This is a genomic window from Paenibacillus zeirhizosphaerae (assembly GCF_030705605.1).
GTDB classification, from domain to species: Bacteria; Bacillota; Bacilli; order Paenibacillales; family Paenibacillaceae; genus Paenibacillus; species Paenibacillus zeirhizosphaerae.
The window spans coordinates 57,176-76,195 of the sequence record NZ_JAPCKK010000006.1; the positions used below are offsets into that span (position 1 = coordinate 57,176).

General features: G+C 44.6%; 22 protein-coding genes. 15 read left to right on the plus strand and 7 right to left on the minus strand.

Features of this window, described 5'->3' with window-relative positions:
- Nucleotides 1–74: 74 nt before the first annotated feature.
- Genes OIN60_RS03115 through OIN60_RS03130 form a run of 4 tightly spaced genes read left to right on the plus strand, consistent with a single transcriptional unit; the run spans nucleotide 75 to nucleotide 5,142 of the window.
- Nucleotides 75–1,670, plus strand: coding sequence for an ATP-binding protein (locus tag OIN60_RS03115; protein ID WP_305753417.1), 1,596 nt, complete (start codon nucleotides 75–77; stop codon nucleotides 1,668–1,670).
- Nucleotides 1,671–1,685: 15 nt separating this feature from the next.
- A complete protein-coding gene (locus OIN60_RS03120) occupies nucleotides 1,686–3,848 on the plus strand; it encodes a Z1 domain-containing protein (RefSeq protein WP_305753418.1) in 2,163 nt (720 codons plus the stop codon).
- A gap of 18 nt (nucleotides 3,849–3,866) precedes the next feature.
- Nucleotides 3,867–4,847 carry a PD-(D/E)XK motif protein gene (locus OIN60_RS03125; protein ID WP_305753419.1) on the plus strand — a complete coding sequence of 327 codons (981 nt, stop codon included), beginning with the start codon at nucleotides 3,867–3,869 and terminating at the stop codon, nucleotides 4,845–4,847.
- Nucleotides 4,840–5,142, plus strand: coding sequence for a hypothetical protein (locus OIN60_RS03130; RefSeq protein ID WP_305753420.1), 303 nt, complete (start codon nucleotides 4,840–4,842; stop codon nucleotides 5,140–5,142). Before OIN60_RS03125 ends, OIN60_RS03130 begins: the two co-directional genes overlap by 8 nt.
- Before the next feature lie 253 nt (nucleotides 5,143–5,395).
- On the opposite strand, the gene OIN60_RS03135 is transcribed toward OIN60_RS03130, so the two are convergent.
- Both OIN60_RS03135 and OIN60_RS03140 read right to left on the minus strand, forming a co-directional pair.
- Nucleotides 5,396–5,575 (minus strand): hypothetical protein, encoded by a 180-nt coding sequence (locus OIN60_RS03135; RefSeq protein WP_305753421.1) that lies wholly within the window; start codon nucleotides 5,573–5,575, stop codon nucleotides 5,396–5,398.
- Between the two features lie 394 nt (nucleotides 5,576–5,969).
- Nucleotides 5,970–6,212 carry a helix-turn-helix domain-containing protein gene (locus tag OIN60_RS03140; RefSeq protein ID WP_305753422.1) on the minus strand — a complete coding sequence of 81 codons (243 nt, stop codon included), beginning with the start codon at nucleotides 6,210–6,212 and terminating at the stop codon, nucleotides 5,970–5,972.
- Between the two features lie 151 nt (nucleotides 6,213–6,363).
- Here OIN60_RS03140 and OIN60_RS03145 point away from each other — a divergent pair, with 151 nt between their 5' ends.
- From OIN60_RS03145 to OIN60_RS03170, 6 genes are all read left to right on the plus strand, one after another.
- The gene (locus OIN60_RS03145) at nucleotides 6,364–6,588 is read left to right on the plus strand and encodes a hypothetical protein (protein WP_305753423.1); all 225 of its coding nucleotides are present in this window, start codon (nucleotides 6,364–6,366) and stop codon (nucleotides 6,586–6,588) included.
- Nucleotides 6,566–6,868, plus strand: a complete 303-nt coding sequence (locus OIN60_RS03150; RefSeq protein WP_305753424.1) for a hypothetical protein — start codon at nucleotides 6,566–6,568, stop codon at nucleotides 6,866–6,868. Before OIN60_RS03145 ends, OIN60_RS03150 begins: the two co-directional genes overlap by 23 nt.
- Nucleotides 6,869–7,179: 311 nt before the next feature.
- Nucleotides 7,180–7,902, plus strand: a complete 723-nt coding sequence (locus tag OIN60_RS03155; protein ID WP_305753425.1) for a WXG100 family type VII secretion target — start codon at nucleotides 7,180–7,182, stop codon at nucleotides 7,900–7,902.
- Nucleotides 7,903–8,236: 334 nt separating this feature from the next.
- Nucleotides 8,237–8,710 (plus strand): DUF5381 family protein, encoded by a 474-nt coding sequence (locus tag OIN60_RS03160; protein WP_305753426.1) that lies wholly within the window; start codon nucleotides 8,237–8,239, stop codon nucleotides 8,708–8,710.
- Between the two features lie 24 nt (nucleotides 8,711–8,734).
- Complete coding sequence (locus OIN60_RS03165; protein WP_305753427.1) at nucleotides 8,735–9,547, plus strand: YfjC family protein; 813 nt, start codon at nucleotides 8,735–8,737, stop codon at nucleotides 9,545–9,547.
- Between the two features lie 228 nt (nucleotides 9,548–9,775).
- Nucleotides 9,776–10,063, plus strand: coding sequence for a Fic family protein (locus tag OIN60_RS03170; RefSeq protein ID WP_305753428.1), 288 nt, complete (start codon nucleotides 9,776–9,778; stop codon nucleotides 10,061–10,063).
- 471 nt (nucleotides 10,064–10,534) lie between these two features.
- Here OIN60_RS03170 and OIN60_RS03175 read toward each other — a convergent pair whose 3' ends face one another.
- From OIN60_RS03175 to OIN60_RS03190, 4 genes are all read right to left on the minus strand, one after another.
- A complete protein-coding gene (locus tag OIN60_RS03175; RefSeq protein ID WP_305753429.1) occupies nucleotides 10,535–10,831 on the minus strand; it encodes a DUF2178 domain-containing protein in 297 nt (98 codons plus the stop codon).
- Complete coding sequence (locus OIN60_RS03180; RefSeq protein WP_305753430.1) at nucleotides 10,828–11,061, minus strand: helix-turn-helix transcriptional regulator; 234 nt, start codon at nucleotides 11,059–11,061, stop codon at nucleotides 10,828–10,830. Before OIN60_RS03180 ends, OIN60_RS03175 begins: the two co-directional genes overlap by 4 nt.
- A gap of 261 nt (nucleotides 11,062–11,322) precedes the next feature.
- Nucleotides 11,323–12,309 carry a hypothetical protein gene (locus OIN60_RS03185; RefSeq protein WP_305753431.1) on the minus strand — a complete coding sequence of 329 codons (987 nt, stop codon included), beginning with the start codon at nucleotides 12,307–12,309 and terminating at the stop codon, nucleotides 11,323–11,325.
- The gene (locus tag OIN60_RS03190; protein WP_305753432.1) at nucleotides 12,306–12,800 is read right to left on the minus strand and encodes an RNA polymerase sigma factor; all 495 of its coding nucleotides are present in this window, start codon (nucleotides 12,798–12,800) and stop codon (nucleotides 12,306–12,308) included. Before OIN60_RS03190 ends, OIN60_RS03185 begins: the two co-directional genes overlap by 4 nt.
- Before the next feature lie 199 nt (nucleotides 12,801–12,999).
- Between OIN60_RS03190 and OIN60_RS03195 the strand changes: the two genes are divergently transcribed.
- The 5 genes from OIN60_RS03195 to OIN60_RS03215 all read left to right on the plus strand — a co-directional run bounded on the left by OIN60_RS03195 (nucleotide 13,000) and on the right by OIN60_RS03215 (nucleotide 17,952).
- Nucleotides 13,000–13,368 (plus strand): DUF1304 domain-containing protein, encoded by a 369-nt coding sequence (locus OIN60_RS03195; protein WP_305753433.1) that lies wholly within the window; start codon nucleotides 13,000–13,002, stop codon nucleotides 13,366–13,368.
- Between the two features lie 213 nt (nucleotides 13,369–13,581).
- Complete coding sequence (locus OIN60_RS03200; protein ID WP_305753434.1) at nucleotides 13,582–14,265, plus strand: response regulator transcription factor; 684 nt, start codon at nucleotides 13,582–13,584, stop codon at nucleotides 14,263–14,265.
- A complete protein-coding gene (locus OIN60_RS03205) occupies nucleotides 14,262–15,800 on the plus strand; it encodes a sensor histidine kinase (RefSeq protein WP_305753435.1) in 1,539 nt (512 codons plus the stop codon). Before OIN60_RS03200 ends, OIN60_RS03205 begins: the two co-directional genes overlap by 4 nt.
- Nucleotides 15,801–15,988: 188 nt before the next feature.
- Nucleotides 15,989–17,206 carry a WD40 repeat domain-containing protein gene (locus tag OIN60_RS03210; RefSeq protein WP_305753436.1) on the plus strand — a complete coding sequence of 406 codons (1,218 nt, stop codon included), beginning with the start codon at nucleotides 15,989–15,991 and terminating at the stop codon, nucleotides 17,204–17,206.
- Between the two features lie 38 nt (nucleotides 17,207–17,244).
- Nucleotides 17,245–17,952 (plus strand): stalk domain-containing protein, encoded by a 708-nt coding sequence (locus tag OIN60_RS03215; RefSeq protein WP_305753437.1) that lies wholly within the window; start codon nucleotides 17,245–17,247, stop codon nucleotides 17,950–17,952.
- Between the two features lie 151 nt (nucleotides 17,953–18,103).
- Here the strand turns inward: OIN60_RS03215 and OIN60_RS03220 are convergent, their stop codons facing one another.
- Nucleotides 18,104–18,805: a hypothetical protein gene (locus OIN60_RS03220; RefSeq protein ID WP_305753438.1), complete on the minus strand. Its 702-nt coding sequence runs from the start codon at nucleotides 18,803–18,805 to the stop codon at nucleotides 18,104–18,106.
- Between the last annotated feature and the right edge of the window lie 215 nt (nucleotides 18,806–19,020).

The window sequence follows — 19,020 nt, forward strand, 5'->3', positions numbered from 1 at the left end:
TTGAAATTAGCATTATTATTTGAAAAGTGTGTTGCTTTTTTATTTTGTAATGTAGAGAGAAGGGAATCTTAATTATGGCGAAGATAAATATTCGTCCCTCAAGCGCTGTGTATGCAACTTATAAACGGCTAAGCTATCAGCCTTGGACAGCTATTGCAGAATTTGTAGATAATTCTACACAGAGTTATTTTGACCATAGAGAAGAGTTGCTTTCATTACCAGACTTCAAAAAATTAGTAATTAATATTTCATATGAAAACAATATAGATGGTAATGATGTTCTAACGATTACAGACACTGCGTACGGAATGGAATGGGAAGATTTTGAAAGAGCCATTATATTGGATAAGGCGCCCCAAAATAGAGACGGTCGTAATGAATTTGGAATGGGATTAAAAACTGCTGCATGTTGGTTTGGGAAGAAGTGGAGTGTTATTTCGACCCAATTAGGATCAGAGTTTGCATATAGTGCTACTGTTGATGTAGAGAAATTAAAAAATGAGAAGATTGAGGAAATAGAAGCAGATATTTTTGAAGCAAATCCGAATGAACATTATACAATAATTAAAATTGAAAGTTTAAATAAGAAATTAACAGCTTCTAGAACAGTTTGGAAAATAAAGGAATTATTAAGTAATATTTATAGGCAGGATTTAAGAAGTGGTGAAGTTGTTATTACTTATAACGGAACAGAGTTAACTTATAATGATCCCGCAATCTATGAAGAGGAAATAGCTGATGGTAGTATTGAACGCTGGAAGAAAGATGTTGAGTTTACTGTGAACCATGAGGGAAAGAAACTCACAGTAAAAGGGTTTATTGCAATAAGAATACCTGCTAGTGTTAAGGATGCTGGATTTACGCTCATTAGAAGAGGGCGAGTTATTGTTGGGGGACCAGAGAAAAATTATAGACCAATAGAACTTTTTGGCGAATCAAATTCATATGCTTTCCAGCGGCTTTTTGGTGAACTCCATATGGATAATTGGCCTGTCACGCAGGCAAAAGACGACTTCGATTGGCATACAGGCGGCCTTGAGGAGCAGTTTATTGAAAAATTACAGAATTTTTCAAAGGATTTTCGAGCGAAAGCAGAACAAATCCGAGTGCGCCAACGTGTCCAGACTTCCGATGTTATTGGGAAAGTAGTCGAGGGCTTACAAAAAGCAGCTGTCATTAAGGAAGTTAGTGTGGAACCTTACGTTGGAGCGGGAAGTGAATTACCATCCCCAAGTATCTCAAAGTCACGGTCAGATATGAGTAGTGATAGTTCAGATACTGAAAATAGCATTGTGGATGAAGTTAATGTAAGTGCTGTTGATGCTGGGCTCATCATCAGTGGACCAACCACTTATAAAACTAATTTTGAATATATGAAAATAAAATATACTTTTTTTGTTGAGTTTGAAACTTCTAATCCTTTATCACCTTGGGTTACTCTATCTAAATCAATAGAGGAATTATATAATATCAAGTTAAATATGAAGCATGCTTTTTTTAAACCTTTTATAGATAATAAAGAATTCAGTGTAATTATGACAAAATTAGTTATTGCAATTATATTAGCAGAGATTGAATCACTTAAAATATCACATGATGGCCGCATTGAAGCAAGCTCGATTAGAAACAAAATGAATCAAATTTTGTCGGATCTTGCATTACAATCCTAGGAAGGTGACGCATGGATGGATAATATTATTGAAATGAAAATAAAAGATAGTAACAGTTGGCCAATTGTTTCAGATGGTTACTTTCGAAAGAAAATGACTGATCAATTGGTGAAGGATGGAATACGATTAGACGCTGTAGATAAGATTTTTCAAAATTCTATAAATATTCTCTCGAATTGTCCTAATCCAATGGACGAGACTCCTAACTCAAAAACAGGAATTGTGATTGGGAAGGTACAGAGTGGGAAAACCTCAAATTTTATCTCATTGATGGCTCTTGCATTTGATAATAACTACGATATTATTGTCGTTTTGGGCGGGACCAAAAAAATACTTCTTGGGCAAAATGTGACGAGAATAAGTTCATACTTTAGCAACATTCCTATGGAAAGAATGGTTATTCTGGCTACAAACCAAAATGAATCTATTCTTAATCCAACCGCAATTAAACAATTTATTAACGAGAAAAGAAAAGTAGTAATAGTGGGTTTAAAAGGTAAGGTAAGAATAAATACAATTGCAAAAATTTTTGCAGATCCCATATTGTCTAATGTCCCCACATTAGTCATTGATGATGAAGGTGATCAAGCTACACTTAATACTCAATCATCTCGTAACTCCATGAGTGCTACGTATGAAGCAGCTGTTACCTTAAAAGAAAGATTGAAACGCCACTGTTTTTTATCGATTACTGCAACTCCACAAGCAAATATATTAATTAAAACCTGGGACCAATTATCCCCCGATTTTGGCTCGTTAGTCTACCCAGGAGATGATTACTGTGGTCTTGAAGAGTTTCACGGAGAAAATCAAGATACTTACATTAAATTAATTCCTGATAATGAGCCAAGTATTTTAGAAGACATGGGTTTACCAATGTCATTTTATAAGGCACTTGCTACCTTTTTCGTGGGTGGAGCTATTAGAATATACCGTGGAGACACTGACAATCATGCTATGTTGATACATCCAAGTCAGCGAAAATTTGAACATCAAATTGTAATGAGAAAAGTGAATAGCGTAGTAAATGATTGGAAGGTTATTGCCCGAACGAAGCTCGGTGGGATAAATGATTTATCTTATCAAAGTCTCTTAACCTATTTACATAATGCCTACCTTGATTTCAAAAATGATGGGGTAATTCTTCCGAGTTTCAATGAATTAGAAAATTATATACTAAAATGTATTAGGATGTGTCCCGATGCGCATCTTTGTAACGGAGATGAGGATGCAAGTGAGAATTCACGATTTTATAAAGTTAATATTTTTGTTGGGGGTAATTTGGTTGAACGCGGATTAACTATTAAAGGCCTAGCAGTAACCTATATAATAAGGCGTGCACGCGGAGTATCAAATGTCGATAACACAGAACAACGAGCAAGGTGGTTCGGGTATAAGCGAAGTTTTTTAGATGTTTGCAGAGTATTTACAACACAGCCAATTAAAGATGATTTTTCATCTATATTGGAACACGATGATGATTTATGGGCGACCATTGAACGAGCGGAACTTAGAGGAGTACCCTTCAAAGAGATTCCCAGGGTCTTTGTTTTAGCTAATAAAATGCTTAACATGACTCGAAGAAATGTCGCAAAAACTGAACGTTTCAGCTATTCTGAGTGGAATAAGCAGGATTATCTCCTTTTAATACGTTCGAGTGTTGAGCGTAATATCGCATACATTAATGATTTTAGAAAAAAGAATCATGATTTAATTGAAATATTAGACTACAGTGGAGTAAATAAACATGTTCTGATAAAAGGATTGAATTTCTTCGAAGTTAAAAACAGTTTATTGGACAATTTAATTTTTCCAGACGAAAGCAGGCTAGATAACACCTTTTTTAATAAATTAGAAGAGGCAATCAGAAAAAGCGAAATCAACCCTGTTATTGACATTTTATGGATTAGAGAAAAAGAACATGAAACTCGCTCTATAAACAGTTCGGGAGAAATAAATCAGTTATTTCAAGGTAGAAACTCAACTCCAGGAAGTCCGACTTATTATCCAGGTGATAGTAGTATGGTATCAATTTCAAGGAGTGGGGTTATGCAGTTGCAAATTCACTTTATTAGACCCAAAAATAGGCCAGAAGTCGAATACTATAGTCCCGCGATTGCACTTTATGTGCCATCAACATATTCCGAAAAAATGGAGCGTCTTGTAGGACAAATATAAATGATAGGAGGGAAAAAAGTGAACACCGAGTTTATTTTAAGCCAAATAAACATACTCCAAAATTCAACTCCACAAGACAAATTCATTTTGTTTGGTATACCTGATATTTCGTCATCTGTATATTATGGCGTTGATAATAGTAATAATCCTGTTTTTGTAATGGAGTCCTCCAATCCACATGTTAAGTCTCAAATACAGAGTACGCAAAAATTATTTTTTAGTTCAAATACCCAGTGCGAAATGGTAATTAGCGGAGCAACTTTTGAAAAAACAGTGCATTTTCTTACATGTTTGAGCAGCCTGCCAGAGGAACAATTAGCATTTATACGTTTAACGGAGGCCTTTTCGAAACATCTTGTATCGAATAATCCTTATATGCTAAATGAACTTTTCTCTGCTTTAGTTAGTCTTTTTGCTCAAAGAGAGAAGACTGCTAATCTTGAACTACAAGGCATGTATGCTGAGCTATATGTTATAAAATATTTTATGAATCTTGGAATTAATATCAATTCATTTTGGCAAAAAAATACTAAAATGAATTTTGACTTTACAATTACTCGTAAAAAGCGAATGGAAGTTAAATCTACAACACAAGAAACTAGAATTCATCATTTTAAGCATGAACAGTTACTATCAGAGTTGTACGATATTTTAATCGTTTCATGTCTACTTCGAAGGGATGATTCGGGGTTATCACTATATCAATTAATTCAAGAAGTGAGAACAATTGCAGCACAGGATTTTAGAACACTCCTATATATTGAGCAATTAATTAAAAATATTCCGGAAGATGTTCTACGTGAGTACAAGTATGATGAAATTTATCTTGAAAATAATATTCGTTTCTATCCTGCACATAACGTCCCCAAATTTAATGAGGCTCAGCCGCAGGGGGTGACTCAAACGGAGTATAATTCAAATCTAAGTGTATCTTCGTACCTTTCACCTCATTTAGTACTTAAATGGCTTAATGAAAGAGAGGAGGGTGTGAATGTTTAAAACGTATGATTTATTTGATCATCGCAATCTGGAAGATTTAATTCCAGAAATTATGTATTATTACTTGTTTCAAGGTCTTAGCTTGACTCAAATTGAATTAAAGCTATTTAAGACAGAAAGTTACAAAGGCTGGTTAAGCAAAACATTCTTAAACTACTATAGTATAGACACCGAAGGGGAAAACAAAGGTGTTTTTAAAGGGAAAACTATTCCTGAAGTAGTTGATGAATTGTATAAAAGTCCCAATATTGCACACATTGGAGTTGCAAAACTCTTGAGAAGTAAATACATGTAATCTGGTGATCTTTTAGAGCATATACCGAAAACAGCAGAATGATATCGAAAAATAAGTATCAAATTTGGTATTAAAAGAGGGAAGTACTGCTCAGGTATAATGGGGAAACGATCTATTGCCAGGGATGCATCTTTTATAGCAGATAATTATGGAGGTTTGCAGTAGATGTTCAATATATTCAGTTTGCATGTAAATGGCTCCTAAGGATTTGGGGGTTTCTCGGTTTTATAGCAATATTTTCTTGGCGCCTGTGTTAGACAATATTGTTGCCTTTACATTTTAAGAACTCCTCGATAGCTTTAGAAGGGTCCTGAATAGCTCGGACAAGAGCAACCTTGTCTACGTATTGGATGTTATCTTCAATATGCGGATCCAGGATTGTGGGCAGAACGTATTGATCAGGATAAATCGTACTGACCTCTTTCCACTGCATTACTATCACATCCTTTGTACATTTTCTGTTTAAGTGAATATTACCAAATTATACCGACCCTTTGGACGAAAAGATGGTTGAATTATAAAAGCGCAGGTAAATTTCTGAAGTTCACTCGTTAAGAAAGGAAAATAATAAAAGTTTATTAAACCTTCGTCCTGAATTATAATGGAATGAGGTTGTCAACTTTTCCTGAGAGCAGCTTGCCTTCATATTGAAGTGGACGTAAAATAAACCGCCAGTTTATGCTGGCGGTTTATTTTATCTGACCGACTTAGACGTCACATATGTATTTCATTGATTTTCACTATGTGGAACTGATTGTTATGGTGAAGATGGCGGACAGAGTAATGCATGAAATGATGATGTTGTAGTAGCGGTGTATTCACTCAGATTATTCACCTAACAACTCACCAGCGGAAATTTCCAAGGCCTTGGCGATGATTAGGATCTCATAGTCTTGAACAAGCCGATACTGTCCTTCCAAGCGTGATAGGCTGGTTGGACTGATATCCAATCCAAAGGTTTGCAGCCTGGCTAAAAATTCTTTTTGCTTCATTCCCTTTGCTTTGCGAATGGCGAGTACGCGAGAACCAATAATATTTTTGTCGCCGGGTGGTTCCTTGCGATGCTTCATAAATGTTGTACCTCTCATTTTTACCCAAATTGTACGAGATGTTGTTGTTGTTTTAATGCGAATATCGGAGTAAAATTAAATAAACCGATTATCGCATTAAAATTAATGCGATGGTTATGAGTGCTCAAAGAAGCACGCAGGAGGCTAAATAATGATCCGTTTATATGAAGAGATGGAGCAAGAAAGGCGCAGAATGAATGAACTCGGCCAAGTTTTGATGGGGCAGTCTATCCCTCTGTCTGAGCATGAAGGGCTGCTGGCATTAAGCCAAAAGGTTGATCAGTTGATGATAACGTTGCATCAGGCCAAATTCAAACAAACAGAAAGGCAGTATGTGCGAGGAGGAGTTGATTTTGAAGCACCCAACATGGTTTGAAAGAGTCATGCAACATCGGCTTGATGACGTTTCAGCCCGCATCATACGCCAGCCTGAGATTAGTACATTACGTGAGGAAGAGCATTTGGTATTTCAGAGGCTATTTTCCGGTATGGATCTGGCGAATAAACCTGAGTTTTCGGACTGGGAGGATAAGCATCATCACAAGCAAGCATTGGAGAATGAGTATTTGTACTGGCAGGGGATGAAGGACGGTGTGCAGCTTGCCTATACCGTATTAGAGATGATGCTTCATGATGAAAAAGAGCAAGAAGAGTAACGTGTTAATGGAGGAATCTTTGCGGAAAGGAGTGCTGCAGCGAAGGAGCGATCTGGCCGTTTGAGCCATTGTTTGCAGGTGGGAAGCTATTTCTATTCAATGATCATTTTACTGGGTAAACGAATGGGGACAAGTCTATTCTTGCGATGGATTTGTCCTTTTATTTTTTAACTGCCAGTATGAATGATCCCAGGGACCTAACGATTTTACGGCTATTCTGTTACTTGTTGCTTTTGCTAATATTGGAGACCTTTACTACAATAAATACAGTACACATACAAGTTAATCTGTCTATCGTGGAGGTGAATGCTGTGGGCAAAATTTTGGTGCCCCCGGAAAGACTTATGGAGATATCACGGCAGTTCGCGCAAGCCAGGGAGACAGGTGTGCAAATTTGCAGCCAGCTTACTGGGCAGGTTCAATTCCTTGAGAGCGGATGGGCGGGTACGACTCAGCAACGATTCTATCAAAATTTTATGCTGGCCCGTCAGCAAATGGATCATTTTACGGCTGCAATGGGTTCGGTAAGTGCGCAGTTACATACAATTGCCACTCGTTTTAAGGAGGCGGATGCCAGTGATCAAGCTGGATCACAGTCAACCAAGTCCACCGATCCGTTGGAGCAGTCTCAGAACGTACTGAATCACTCGCTTGGTGTTAGGGATAATTTGGAAAAATGGGGGACGCTCCTTTACAGCTCTGTGGGCGCTTCATTGGTGTTATCCGGGACGGTACGATTCAGGGTAGATCCGAGGGACCCGAGCCGGGCCAAAATTCATAATGCGCCATGGGGTAATAGAAAAGGAAACATTGCGTTCCTAAAGAACCTGGCAAGAAGCATCAACCGCCAGATCGTTCATCCAGGGTTCATCATGAAAGGGGTGAAGGGTTTTGATGCGGCAGCCAGCAAATTTGGCCTCAATTTTGGTTTGGGATTCAGTCAGGCCAAGAACTTTCCGCAATGGACAAGACAGGTCATAGCCGGTGTGGAAAAGGGCAGGTATGGGATCCCTACCAACAAAATCCCGGCATGATCGCCAAAAAGATATTCCCGATTAATGCAACTTTTAATGTGATTGGCGAAGCCTCCGGCCTGGTTAGCAAGTATCGTGAAGGCAAGCTTAACGGGAAAGAGGTGGCGTAGCAGCGTCCAACGTTGTGGTGAAAACAGCGGCGACCTATGGCGGGGCCGTTGCGGGAGGAGCTCTCGGTGCAATGATCGCAGGTCCGGTCGGCGCTGCCGTTGGTTCCTATGTAGGCGGTAGGTACGGTGGGCGCTTTTGTTGGTGATGGTGCAGCTAAAGTTGTTGAAGGCGGAGTTCGTTGGATCAGCGGGCTGTTTAAATAAAATCAGGAAGGCGCTAGAAGATGAACACGATATCTTATCGCAAATCCGTGGCCTGGGGCAAAGCTCTTGGCAGTTTACTGTTTGTGCTGGCCTGTCTGTTTCTGTTATACGCAGCTTTTTTCATGGATACGACCATGGTTCGCAAATTTTTTTGTATCACAGCAGCTATCATAGGGATTCCGTTTTTTGGAGGATATTTGGTGGTCTGTTTGCCAAGGGCACTGAAATCAGACACACATTTGCTTACCTACGACCAAAATTCCATCTCAGATGGTACGCGCACAGTAGCGTGGTCGGAAATTTCGAAAATCAGCTACAACGGTGCTTCCATTCGGAAAGGGTTGCTTCCGCAGCTTCCTGAGCTGATTTTTCACTTGAAGAACAGAGACACCTGGACGGTGAATACTTATTATTTGTTAACCGACACTGAAATCCAGTCCGTCATGAAGCTCCTGCGTGGGCTGATCAGCCGTAATGGAAAGGAATCGAAATAGATCTGCACTGGAGGATTTGCTGACATGAGCGAGCATACCTATACATTTTCATTGGAAGAGCTGGGATACGCTTTGGCTGTTCATCAAGGGGAAGAGATGGCTGCAGGGCTTATGAAGGCATTTTATGGGGATTTGCCCGAGGAAAGCTGGCAGTTGCTTTTCCAGGCAGCCACTCATAGCTTGATGGCTAAAGGTTTTATAGAGTCGATCAGTGAAGAGAATGGAGAAGTCAGGTTTATTCCCGAAATTGCGCAAATGATTCAGCATTTGCTGCACAGCAATTACATGCTAAGAGGAGTAACGGATCGAAATTCGACCAAAGCTCTGACGATCCATGAGCTGCAGCAGCGATATTTGTATCACTTGTCCGACAATCATACGCTTCATTTTCTTGCTTGGACGGAGCCGGTGGATTGGGAGGAAGAGCTTGTACGTTTTTATGGATTGCGGCCTTCGGAAGCTACAGGTGCGATTTCATCCGAATTCAAGGCTGTAATCACTGAAGCATTATGGAGCCGGTTAACAGCTGCGGAAGCCCCCGCACCCTCTCTCTATGCCGAGCTTCCGGCAGACCAGCAGCATCTGATTGCAAAATGGCATCATGCTTTTCAAGCAAACGCTGGCACTATGGATAATTTAAGCATTATAAGAATAGGCAGCGGGGATCAGACGGCTATTGAACATATTATGTTTTTTCTTCCTGCCGATGAAGGTGTCTGGGTGATACATAATCAGGAAGAGGACCGGAATGCTGAGCCACAGATTTGCATTGAGCTGCAATCTGTCTCTGCTTGTAGAGAGACGTTAGGATATTTTGCGGCAAACCTACTGAGGTAAATCAGTGTTGTTATCTAAGATTCCGGCAACGTAAAGAAGGGCAACTTTGGTCTCTTTTGTTCTTGAGAGGATCTATGTTTATCTCAAACGGTTTCTTGCATATTTTGCAATAGAGAATGCTATAATGATAACAGCAAGTCAGAGGAATTTGAGCAAGACCAGGCCCAATGTGGTAGGAGACATGAAAACCACTGCCCCGGGAAAAGTGGCGAGAGCTATGCCAAACTGTTGGCCTCGTATCACCAGAAGCCAAGCATATCGCTGGGAGATATTGTAGACTTCCATCATGAGTTTGAGAGTATTCATCCTTTTCAGGATGGCAATGGTCGTGTCGGCAGGATCATTATGTTCAAAGAGTGTCTGAAAAATAATATACTTCCATTTATCATTGACCATGAGCATAAGTTATTTTATTACCGTGGACTTCAGGAATACCGCTCGGAAAAAGGGTATTTGATGGATACCTGTCTGTCGGCACAGGACAGATATGATAAACCATATTCCAATCATGTTTAGGTGATTATAATGTGCATTCATTTGTGTAGTTTCATCACGCCCGGCCTGTAAGGGATGATTAGCTCCCCTTGGCTCCCTTGCAGGCTGGGTCTTTTCCCAAGGGGCGTGATGGAATGAAGAAAAAAGTTAAAAATCGTACTCGTGCATATTATCGGCATCATCGAAGAAGGGTAATCCAGCGTAAGAGCAAGATTGCAAAACAATTCGGCTGGTGTGCGAAGTATGAAGGGATGTTTGCTAAAGGAAAGGTACATTGTTCCTGTTATTATTGCCGGGTTAAGACGAGGTATCTGGGGCCGCCCAAATCTGATCTTATACGGATGGAACGGGTGGATGACCTGGATGGCTTGGAATAGCCTATACCCAACTTTATGATAGCTCGGCCGTAGATAAAAAACGTCTACGGCCATTTTTATTTAGGCTTTTCGACAAGTGTTAGCGGCTGAAACTGATCTTTGAGGATCAGTTTGTCTAGTATTCTTTACGAATTCTGCTTAATGTAACAAAGGATATTGCGTTCGAGGAAATCATGATTAGAGCAACCAATAGTTTGTAGACTTGGAATGAATATTGTAAAAAAATATCAGTTAAGAGCAAAAGGCTAATAAGCATACTTACGATTGCAAATGAAAGTCTTGCTGAATCGCCCCTTATCTTGCTTCCTCGTTCATCCTCGCCTTCTTCTTTGGAGAATTTTAATTCATAAAACAAATTGTAGATCACGACAACCACCGCAATGAGCCAAACGCCTATTTCTAACCATTTCATTCGGTTTTCACCTCTTCATAATCTTCAAATTGGAATACTTCTGTAATTTCAACTTCGAATAATTTAGCGATCTTGAAGGCTAGAATCAGAGAAGGATTGTATTTGTTTGCTTCGATAGAGGCGATTGTTTGTCTGCTGACACTTAACCGATCAGCAACTTCCTGTTGTGACCATCTTTTTGCTGCCCTTAATAAGTAAACGTTATTTTGAAGCTCACCATTTATCTCCATTTTTCTCCTCCTTGAAATGGATTGTAATAAATTATATTCATTATGTAAAGTATTTTTAACGAAATGTAATTTATTTTACTCAAATGTTTGGTTTTTTATTAAGAAGGTTGTTGTAATGCTCTTCGATTATTAATGGAGGGAGGCGAAGGGGATGGGGACGCGAGCGAATCGCGTCCTTATTTAATCGTCAATGGGGAAGGTCGAATGCGTTTCATACGACGTAGGTCAATTCGTGTTGCATGATTGATACTAGACAAGCCGTTACAAACTCATACTCTTCCAAAACGCTTGGAACGCACCGGACTCGACCTCGAAAAATACCGGCGCATCGCCATAGCGTACCAGTCCCTGGCCGAACAGTGTTAGTTCCACTCGCGTATGGTCCTCAAGCTTCAGGTAGAGGATCTTGCGGTTCTCGTCATCGTAGATGCCTTGATCGATCAACGGTTCTGCCGCCAGCGGCTTGGCATCCTGAAGGGCTGTCAGAAAGCTGGCAAGCGACTCGTCATTAGCCAGCGGCGTATGTTGCTGCTGACCGTTGTTCCAGCTCTCGAAGCTTTCCCACTCGGCTGAGGCAATCCGGCCTTCCAGATTCAGCTTGCCGAGCAAATCGGCTCCGCTGTTCACGGTAATGCCGTTGGTATGCTCGAACAACTCGGCATAGACTTGGCCGTCGGTTTCGGTATAGGACATAATGCGGAACTTGGAATCATAGCCCTTCACTGCATAGATGTCCGCTTCGCCGATGTTGGCGGCCAGCTCGGTATACTCGTCCTGTCCGCTCATTTCATCAATGCCGGCTGTTGTCCGTCCGAGCTTGTCGCCACGCAGCTTAGTCGCATCGGCTGCGTCGATACGGGTCGCCGCCTGGGTATAGATACTGCCTTGATAGACGACCAGGGGTATCATATCGGCTTGGACTCCAGAGTTCGTATCCGGCAGCTCTACCTTGGGAATGACGACACTGGCGGGTGAGCTTGCGGCAGGCGTGTTCGGGTTCACCTTGGCCACCTCGTTGCCAGGCGATGTCGGCGCATTCCCTTGCTTCCAGAAGCTGGACGCGGTCACGCCGATACCGGCAGCGAGTACAATACTGGCGGCGATATAGACCATCTTGCGCGGACGCTTCTGTTTTTGCTCTTGCTGCAGCTCCTGCAGTCTGTTTTCCATTCTTGTTTTCATCTCTTCATTTGTTGTCATCGTATCCACCGCTTTCTTATATTTGGTCTGGAACTGTTCTTCATTCATAACGGGTCTGCTCCTTCCAGATTCAGTTTTAAAAGCTGTCGTCCCCGTTGGAGTCTCATCTTCACGGCAGACTCACTGATCCGCAAGATTTTGCTGATCTCTTGAACTTGATAGTCCTCGTAATAATACAGATGAATGACCGTTTTATACTTCATGGGCAGCGCCATCACGAGCTGGAGCAGGTCCCAATCTTCTGGAGTGTCAGCCGTAACCGGCTCAGCTCCTTCCAGCTTGACCTCGCGCTTGCGCCAGCCTTTGCCCAGCATGGTTTTGCAATGGTTGGTGATTACCCGGATTAACCAGGCCTTTTGATGTTCGGCATCCTTGAACTCAGGTGCTTTTTCCATTAGTTTGATGAAGGTATCTTGAATGGCTTCTTCCGCATCCTCGCGGTTGCCCAGATGAACCATGGCAATCCGAAACAGCATGCTTGCGTAAGTTTCATAGCTCTTCATCACATGATTCCCCGGCCGGGTCATGGATCGCTGCATGGTCGTTCTGCCCTCCTTTACCAATAACACAGTTATGGACGGCGATCGGTCACATTTTGTTAAGATATAAGGAAAACTTCCGATAAATGTGGTCTGTTTTTTTCTTTTGGATGGGGGATTGGTAATTTTTCGTGAAATGGTTATTATAGTTATTACGATTAAGTTTGTAGAAATCTTATGTAGAGGAAGTGGAGGTTCATTGACTTGGATTAGCTCTATACTTGTAGCGATTGTTGCAATTGAGCATATTTATATCCTGATTTTGGAGATGTTCATGTGGACGCAGCCGAGAGCAATGAGGATATTTGGAACAAGCCGACAATTTGCGCAGGACACGAAAGCCCTCGCTGCGAACCAGGGGCTGTACAATGGTTTTTTAGCGGCAGGTCTGATATGGGGACTCGTACATCCTAATGGCGGGTTCGGTATGCAAATTCAGATTTTTTTCCTTGTTTGTGTTCTCGTTGCTGCGATTTACGGCAGTGTGACGGCGAAGAGGTCCATCCTGATTACACAAGGTCTCCCGGCATGTATAGCGTTTGTTTTTGTGCTTATGAACGTATTGTAATGACAAGGCATTGTAATTATGAAGCAGGGGCAAGTTCATCATTTGAGGTGAACTTGCCCCTATTTGTAACCGTTGAACCTGGCTAAAGGAGAGAGCGAGAGGAGCAGTTGCTTTTCATTCTGGGGGATAGCAAAATAGAAATCGAAACGCGTGTCTATGAAGCGCCTGTGGATTTTTATTTTTTGAGTCTGTAACGAGCAAAGGAGTCCTTGCATGACAAAGGTACTTGTAGTTGATGATGAAGCGAGCATTTCCGGTGCGGTGGCTTATGCGCTGCGAAGAGAGGGCTATATCGTGGAGACGGCAGCAGACGGCCAGGAAGCGCTGGACCGCGTCGGAACGTTCAAGCCGGAGGTCATGGTGCTCGATGTGATGATGCCGCGCATGAACGGTTACGACGTCTGCCGCAAGCTGGAAGGGCAGCAGCAGAGGCCGGCGATTCTGCTGTTGACGGTCAAAAACGACATCGTTGACAAGGTGCTGGGCCTGGAGCTCGGTGCAGACGATTATATGACGAAGCCGTTTGACATACGGGAAATCATCGCCAGGGTCAAAGCGTTGTCCCGCCGCAGACCGCAAGCGTCCGTGGAGGTTCAGGAGCTGGTTCGGCTTGCCGGCTTGTCGATCAACCTGCCGAATCGCACGGTTCATGCGGAGGGAGCGCTGATCGAGCTGACACCTAAGGAGTTTGATTTGCTGGTGTTGCTCGCGCGGAGCCCGGAACGGGTCTTCTCCCGGGAGTCGCTGCTTGAGCAGGTGTGGGACATGGATTTCGCTGGCGGGACACGAACAGTGGACATCCATGTACAGCGGCTGCGCAAGAAGCTGGGCAAATGGCATGACGTGATTCAAACCGTGTACGGCATTGGCTATAAAAGCACGGAGTCGCCGTCATGAGACGGCGAGTCTGGCGGTTCGGCCTGAAGTGGAAGGCTGCCGTGCTGCTGGCTCTGCTGTTGGCCGCCGTGATCGCGATGCTCAGCTTCCTCGTGCTTGCCGGCATTCGGGACGACCAGCGCGTCCGGCTGGAGCAAACGCTGGCCGGGGAGGCGGAGGCGGCCAATTTAACGGTTCGCCAGGAGGCGCTGACGAGCGGCTCACTTCCTCCAGATGATATCATGGAGAGAAGCGGCCAACGGCTCGCCGTTGATCTTGGCGCGCAAAGTGGTCTGCCCGTCACGTTGTATAAGCCGGACGGAACGCTTGCCGGCACCTCGCTGCCGTTTCAGCCGAAGGCGGATGTGAAGGATGCGCTTACCCATACGGCACAAGGACAATCGGCTTATATTACGGAAAGCGACCGGCTGTTGTATTTGGCACCGCTTTACAATGATGCCGATAAGCAGGTAGGCACGATTCAGTTTCACGTCTCGCTTGCCGAGCAGCATGCTTTTTATGAACGGATACAGCGCTTATTTTGGATTACCGGTGTTCTGGTGCTGACGGCAGGATTCTTGTTTGGCTTCCTTTATGTATGGCGGCAGGCCCATGTCATTGGTCGGCTGAATCAGGCTGCCCGGCGCATCGGGGATGGGGAGTATCTTTCCGCTCCCACGGTGCGCCGGGCCGATGAGCTGGGCGAGCTGGCGCAGGGCATTTATGAGATGAGCGGGCGAATCTCCTCGACTCTCACCCAGTTAACCGAAGAAAAAAGCAAGCTGCTGGAGGCCGTTGCCCGTCTGAAGGAGCTGGAGCAGCAGCAAAAACAGTTTATCGGAAATATCAGTCACGAGCTCAAGACTCCGCTGACATCGATTCTCGCCTATGCCGACCTGCTGGACATGTACCGGGATGACCCGGCGCTCCTGGATGAGGCGGGCAAGCAAATCGGTCAGGAGGCGGAAAGGCTTTACGGGCTTGTTGAGAAAGCGCTGAAACTCTCCTCCATGGACGTGTACGAGTTTGAGACGCATGCGAAATCCGTCAGCTTGATGCCGCTGCTTCACGAGGCGGCGGCGCGTCTGCAAGCAAAGGCGGAGAGGCATGGGATCGAGATCGACACGACACTGGAGGAAGGTACCGTTTGGGCTGATCCGGACAATCTCATGCACATGGTGCTGAATTTGTTGGATAACGGGATCAAATATAATAAGCCGGGCGGGAAGGTGCTGCTATCCAACGAGGCGATGCGGGAACGGGAAGGACAAGGCTGGATGAAAATCACGGTTCGGGATACCGGCATCGGTATTCCGGAGGAGGCGAGGGCTAAAATCTTCGATCCTTTTTATACCGTCAGCAGCGACCGATCCAGAGCCCATGGCGGGACGGGTCTCGGGCTGCCGCTCGTGAAAGGCCTGGCGGAGAAGCAGGGCGGAACGGTCGGGCTTACAGCCTCGGGGCCGGAAGGCTCGGTGTTTGTCATTACGCTGCCTCTGCGGCAGCCGGAACGCCTGGAGACTATTTCCGTCGGCAATAGTCCAGACTTGGAATAAGGTCTGGGCTTTTTTGTATTTGGAGGCGTAGCTGTTACACGAATGTTACAAGTCGGATATGTTTTCGCGATATTCCTTTTCTAAGATGAAAGAAAGTATAAGTGTTCAGGGGATGCCGAAGCGGACGATGCCAAAGTAAGCGGCCGCTCGCGACTACGCCTCTGTGGCAGCGCTGGAGGTGCCCTGCTATGAAACGAAATGCTGGAATATACTGCATCAAGCTCTTGCCGGCCGTGGTATTGTCATTGGCCGTGACGGCTTGCCAATCGTCCGGGGATCGGCTCACGGTCGTCGATTCAGACGCCAGCCGAACCGGGCAGCAGCAGAATCAGAGCCCGGAGCCTGCTCCGGGTGGTGAACGGGACCTGACCGTTGTCAAGACGCCGGCGCAGCAGGCTGACCAGAGACTCGCGGTCGCCCGCACGCACCGAATCGCGGCTTCGAGCATTCAATCCTGGCTATCCGAGGATGAGGTTAGCATTGAGACGACCAAGCTGGTCAAGGCCGGTACCGCGACGGAAGAGCCTAAGTACGAGTACACGTCTTCCATCTTGAATGTCAGCACTGGCCAGAGCAGGGAAAGTACCGGGGAGGGAGGACAACAAGTGGACGGACATATGCTCGTTAAAGAAACAATCTCACCGGATGGCGGATACAGCTTCATTCAGAAATGGAAGGACAAATATATCGCGGACAATTTCGTGAAAAACCTCCATACCGGCGAGATGCTTCAGATCAAGGGCGATAACTATTTGGAGCGGGGCGGCTGGCTGAACGCAGACACGTATATTCTGGCTGCGGGCTCCATGAGCGGGCGTGGAGAAATTCGCCAAATCTCGGCTGCGGACGGGAAGGTGACGACGGTAACGCTGGAGGATGCAGAGGCCGAGATGTTCGGGCAATTCGGCGTCAGTCACGGCCGGATTTATTATACCGACAATCACAAAGTCCTGAAGGTGTTCGAGCCGGGGCAATCGAAGCCGGTCAGCCTGATTCAGGATGTCTGGAGCTTCGAAATTTCGCCGGACAGCCAATATATCGCGGTTTCCACGGTCGCGCAATCCGGTGATTCTAAGGGCAGCAAGCTGCTGATTTACGATACCGCCGGGAGCCTTCAGGGCTCGCTGATCGGCAAGGGGGACCTGATTTCTTACATCTCATGGTCCCCGGATTCCGCGAAGCTGGCGTTTGATGTCTATACCGAGGATAAGAGTGGCATGAATGGGGTATACATTTTCGACACCCGCTCGGGCCGGGTAATTCCGCTCGCACAGTATTATGCCAGCAGCGATCCGATGCCTCATCCGGTGTATCCATTCAGTTGGAGTCCATCCGGCAACCGGCTGGGGATCACGCTGGATGACCCGAAGTCGCTGCTCGTCACGCAGGTTATTGATTTTAAATAAACATATCCCAATCCATGGAACAGAGAGGAACAATTCACATGAAAAACCTGAAAAAATCGATCGTCACCATCACTGTAGTCGGTATGGCCTTAACAGGCGCAGCCGGGGTATATGCAGGTACACAATTGCAAAAAATCACCGCTTATCTCAATCATCAGATCGGCATTCAGGTAGACGGGGAGGCTTATTCCTTGGTGGACCGGCAAGGTAACCCATTAACGCCGATCACCTATAACAATACGGTGTATTTGCCGGTTCGGGCGCTTGGCGACGTGCTGGATGTGCAGGTTAGCTATGATGGCAAGCAGCAGCAGGTGCAGATCGGCAGTGGAAAAGGCGGAGAAAACGGCGCTAATGAGGGCTTGATCGCGGTGAATTTTACCAAAGCTCAATTGGAGGAGATCTCCAAGGCGTATGCGAGGTTCGAATCCTTTGAAACGCCCTATGCTCCGGTACAAATGGTCAAAGGAGATGCTTTCAATAAGGTTGGCGCTTCAGAGGATGGCGTAAATCTGCTCTTTAAGCATATGACGGTAAACGTATCACCACGAGACTACTCCTATCTGTACGATGGCAGGACGGTAAAGCTGTCGAACGGAGTTCAAGCCAAATGGTACACGCCGGATACAACGCCGATGTTAAGCTTCGCGCTGAACGACCGTTTTGTCACGCTGAGCTCGCCAGACCATAAGTTAACCCAGAAGCAGCTCGAACAAGTGGCCGTAACCGTAGCCAAGCTGAAATAATATACAGTTCAAAGCTATAAAAACGGGAACGCAGGGAGCGGAATCAAGAAGCCTGTTGGAGCATGTACTGCTCTTGCGGGCTTTTGGTTTCCATCAGGGTCCCTTATGTAAATCGTTTGGATTCATTGTACAATGCAACGTCTGTTATAATTTATCTCTGAGTCCTGAATGGGGGCTCTGTTCGAAGATAATATTCGGCTCTTACCTCTGCCGCCCAATTGGCGAGGACTTCTCTCCATTGAACGCTTCTAAAGAACTGCTCCACGCTTTGATTCTCGGAATCCCAATCCACAAATGTATTAAGCGGTGTAATTCCGCCCTGCCAAATCCCGGCATTTACATCTGTACCCTTTTCCCTTACTAATAAGATAGGAAGACCAAATTGAAATGCCATCGCAGGCTCGATTTGTAAAAAAACGGAGCCCTCCCAGGAAGGTGTGCTGCTTGATGGTGCTCCTACATTTGTTTCGACAACTTGAACGGAAAATCTGTGGAAGTTGATGGCCAGCAATCCATAGCTTGAAATAATCAATCGGCGGATATTCGTGAGAATGGTTTCCGGGTATTGTTCAGTTTCGGGCAAGGTGCGGGGGAACAGCAAAGCATTCTCAATTTCCAGGATAAGACGGTTTAAAAATAGTCGCTGCACATTATTTAGTGTGCTTGTTGTACTTAGAAATATAGGGATTCGAAAAGCACGGTCGCTGCATTCCTGGATTTTCGTTGCTGCAGGGGGGGATGAAGTGGCTTTATCTTGAAGTCGCACAACGGGAAGCTCTTTTATAGCGTTCACGAGGGGCAGGCTTTTGGAAGGGAATTGCCGGGACTTTGCCTTCGTTTTATAATTTTTCATTATGTTTAACTCCTTAAAAAATCGAATGTGGAAGTCAATTTTACTGTATGTGCATTCGCCCATTTTTGTTACTGAACGGAGGGCGCGGACGAATATCCACTGACTTAGCAAGCTCATACGTCGTGGTGCTACTAAAGTCGTGGTGCCATTAAAATTGAAGAAAAAAAGCCATGTTTCGCTGCAATGAAGCAGCAAAACATAGCCTTTCTCCATCC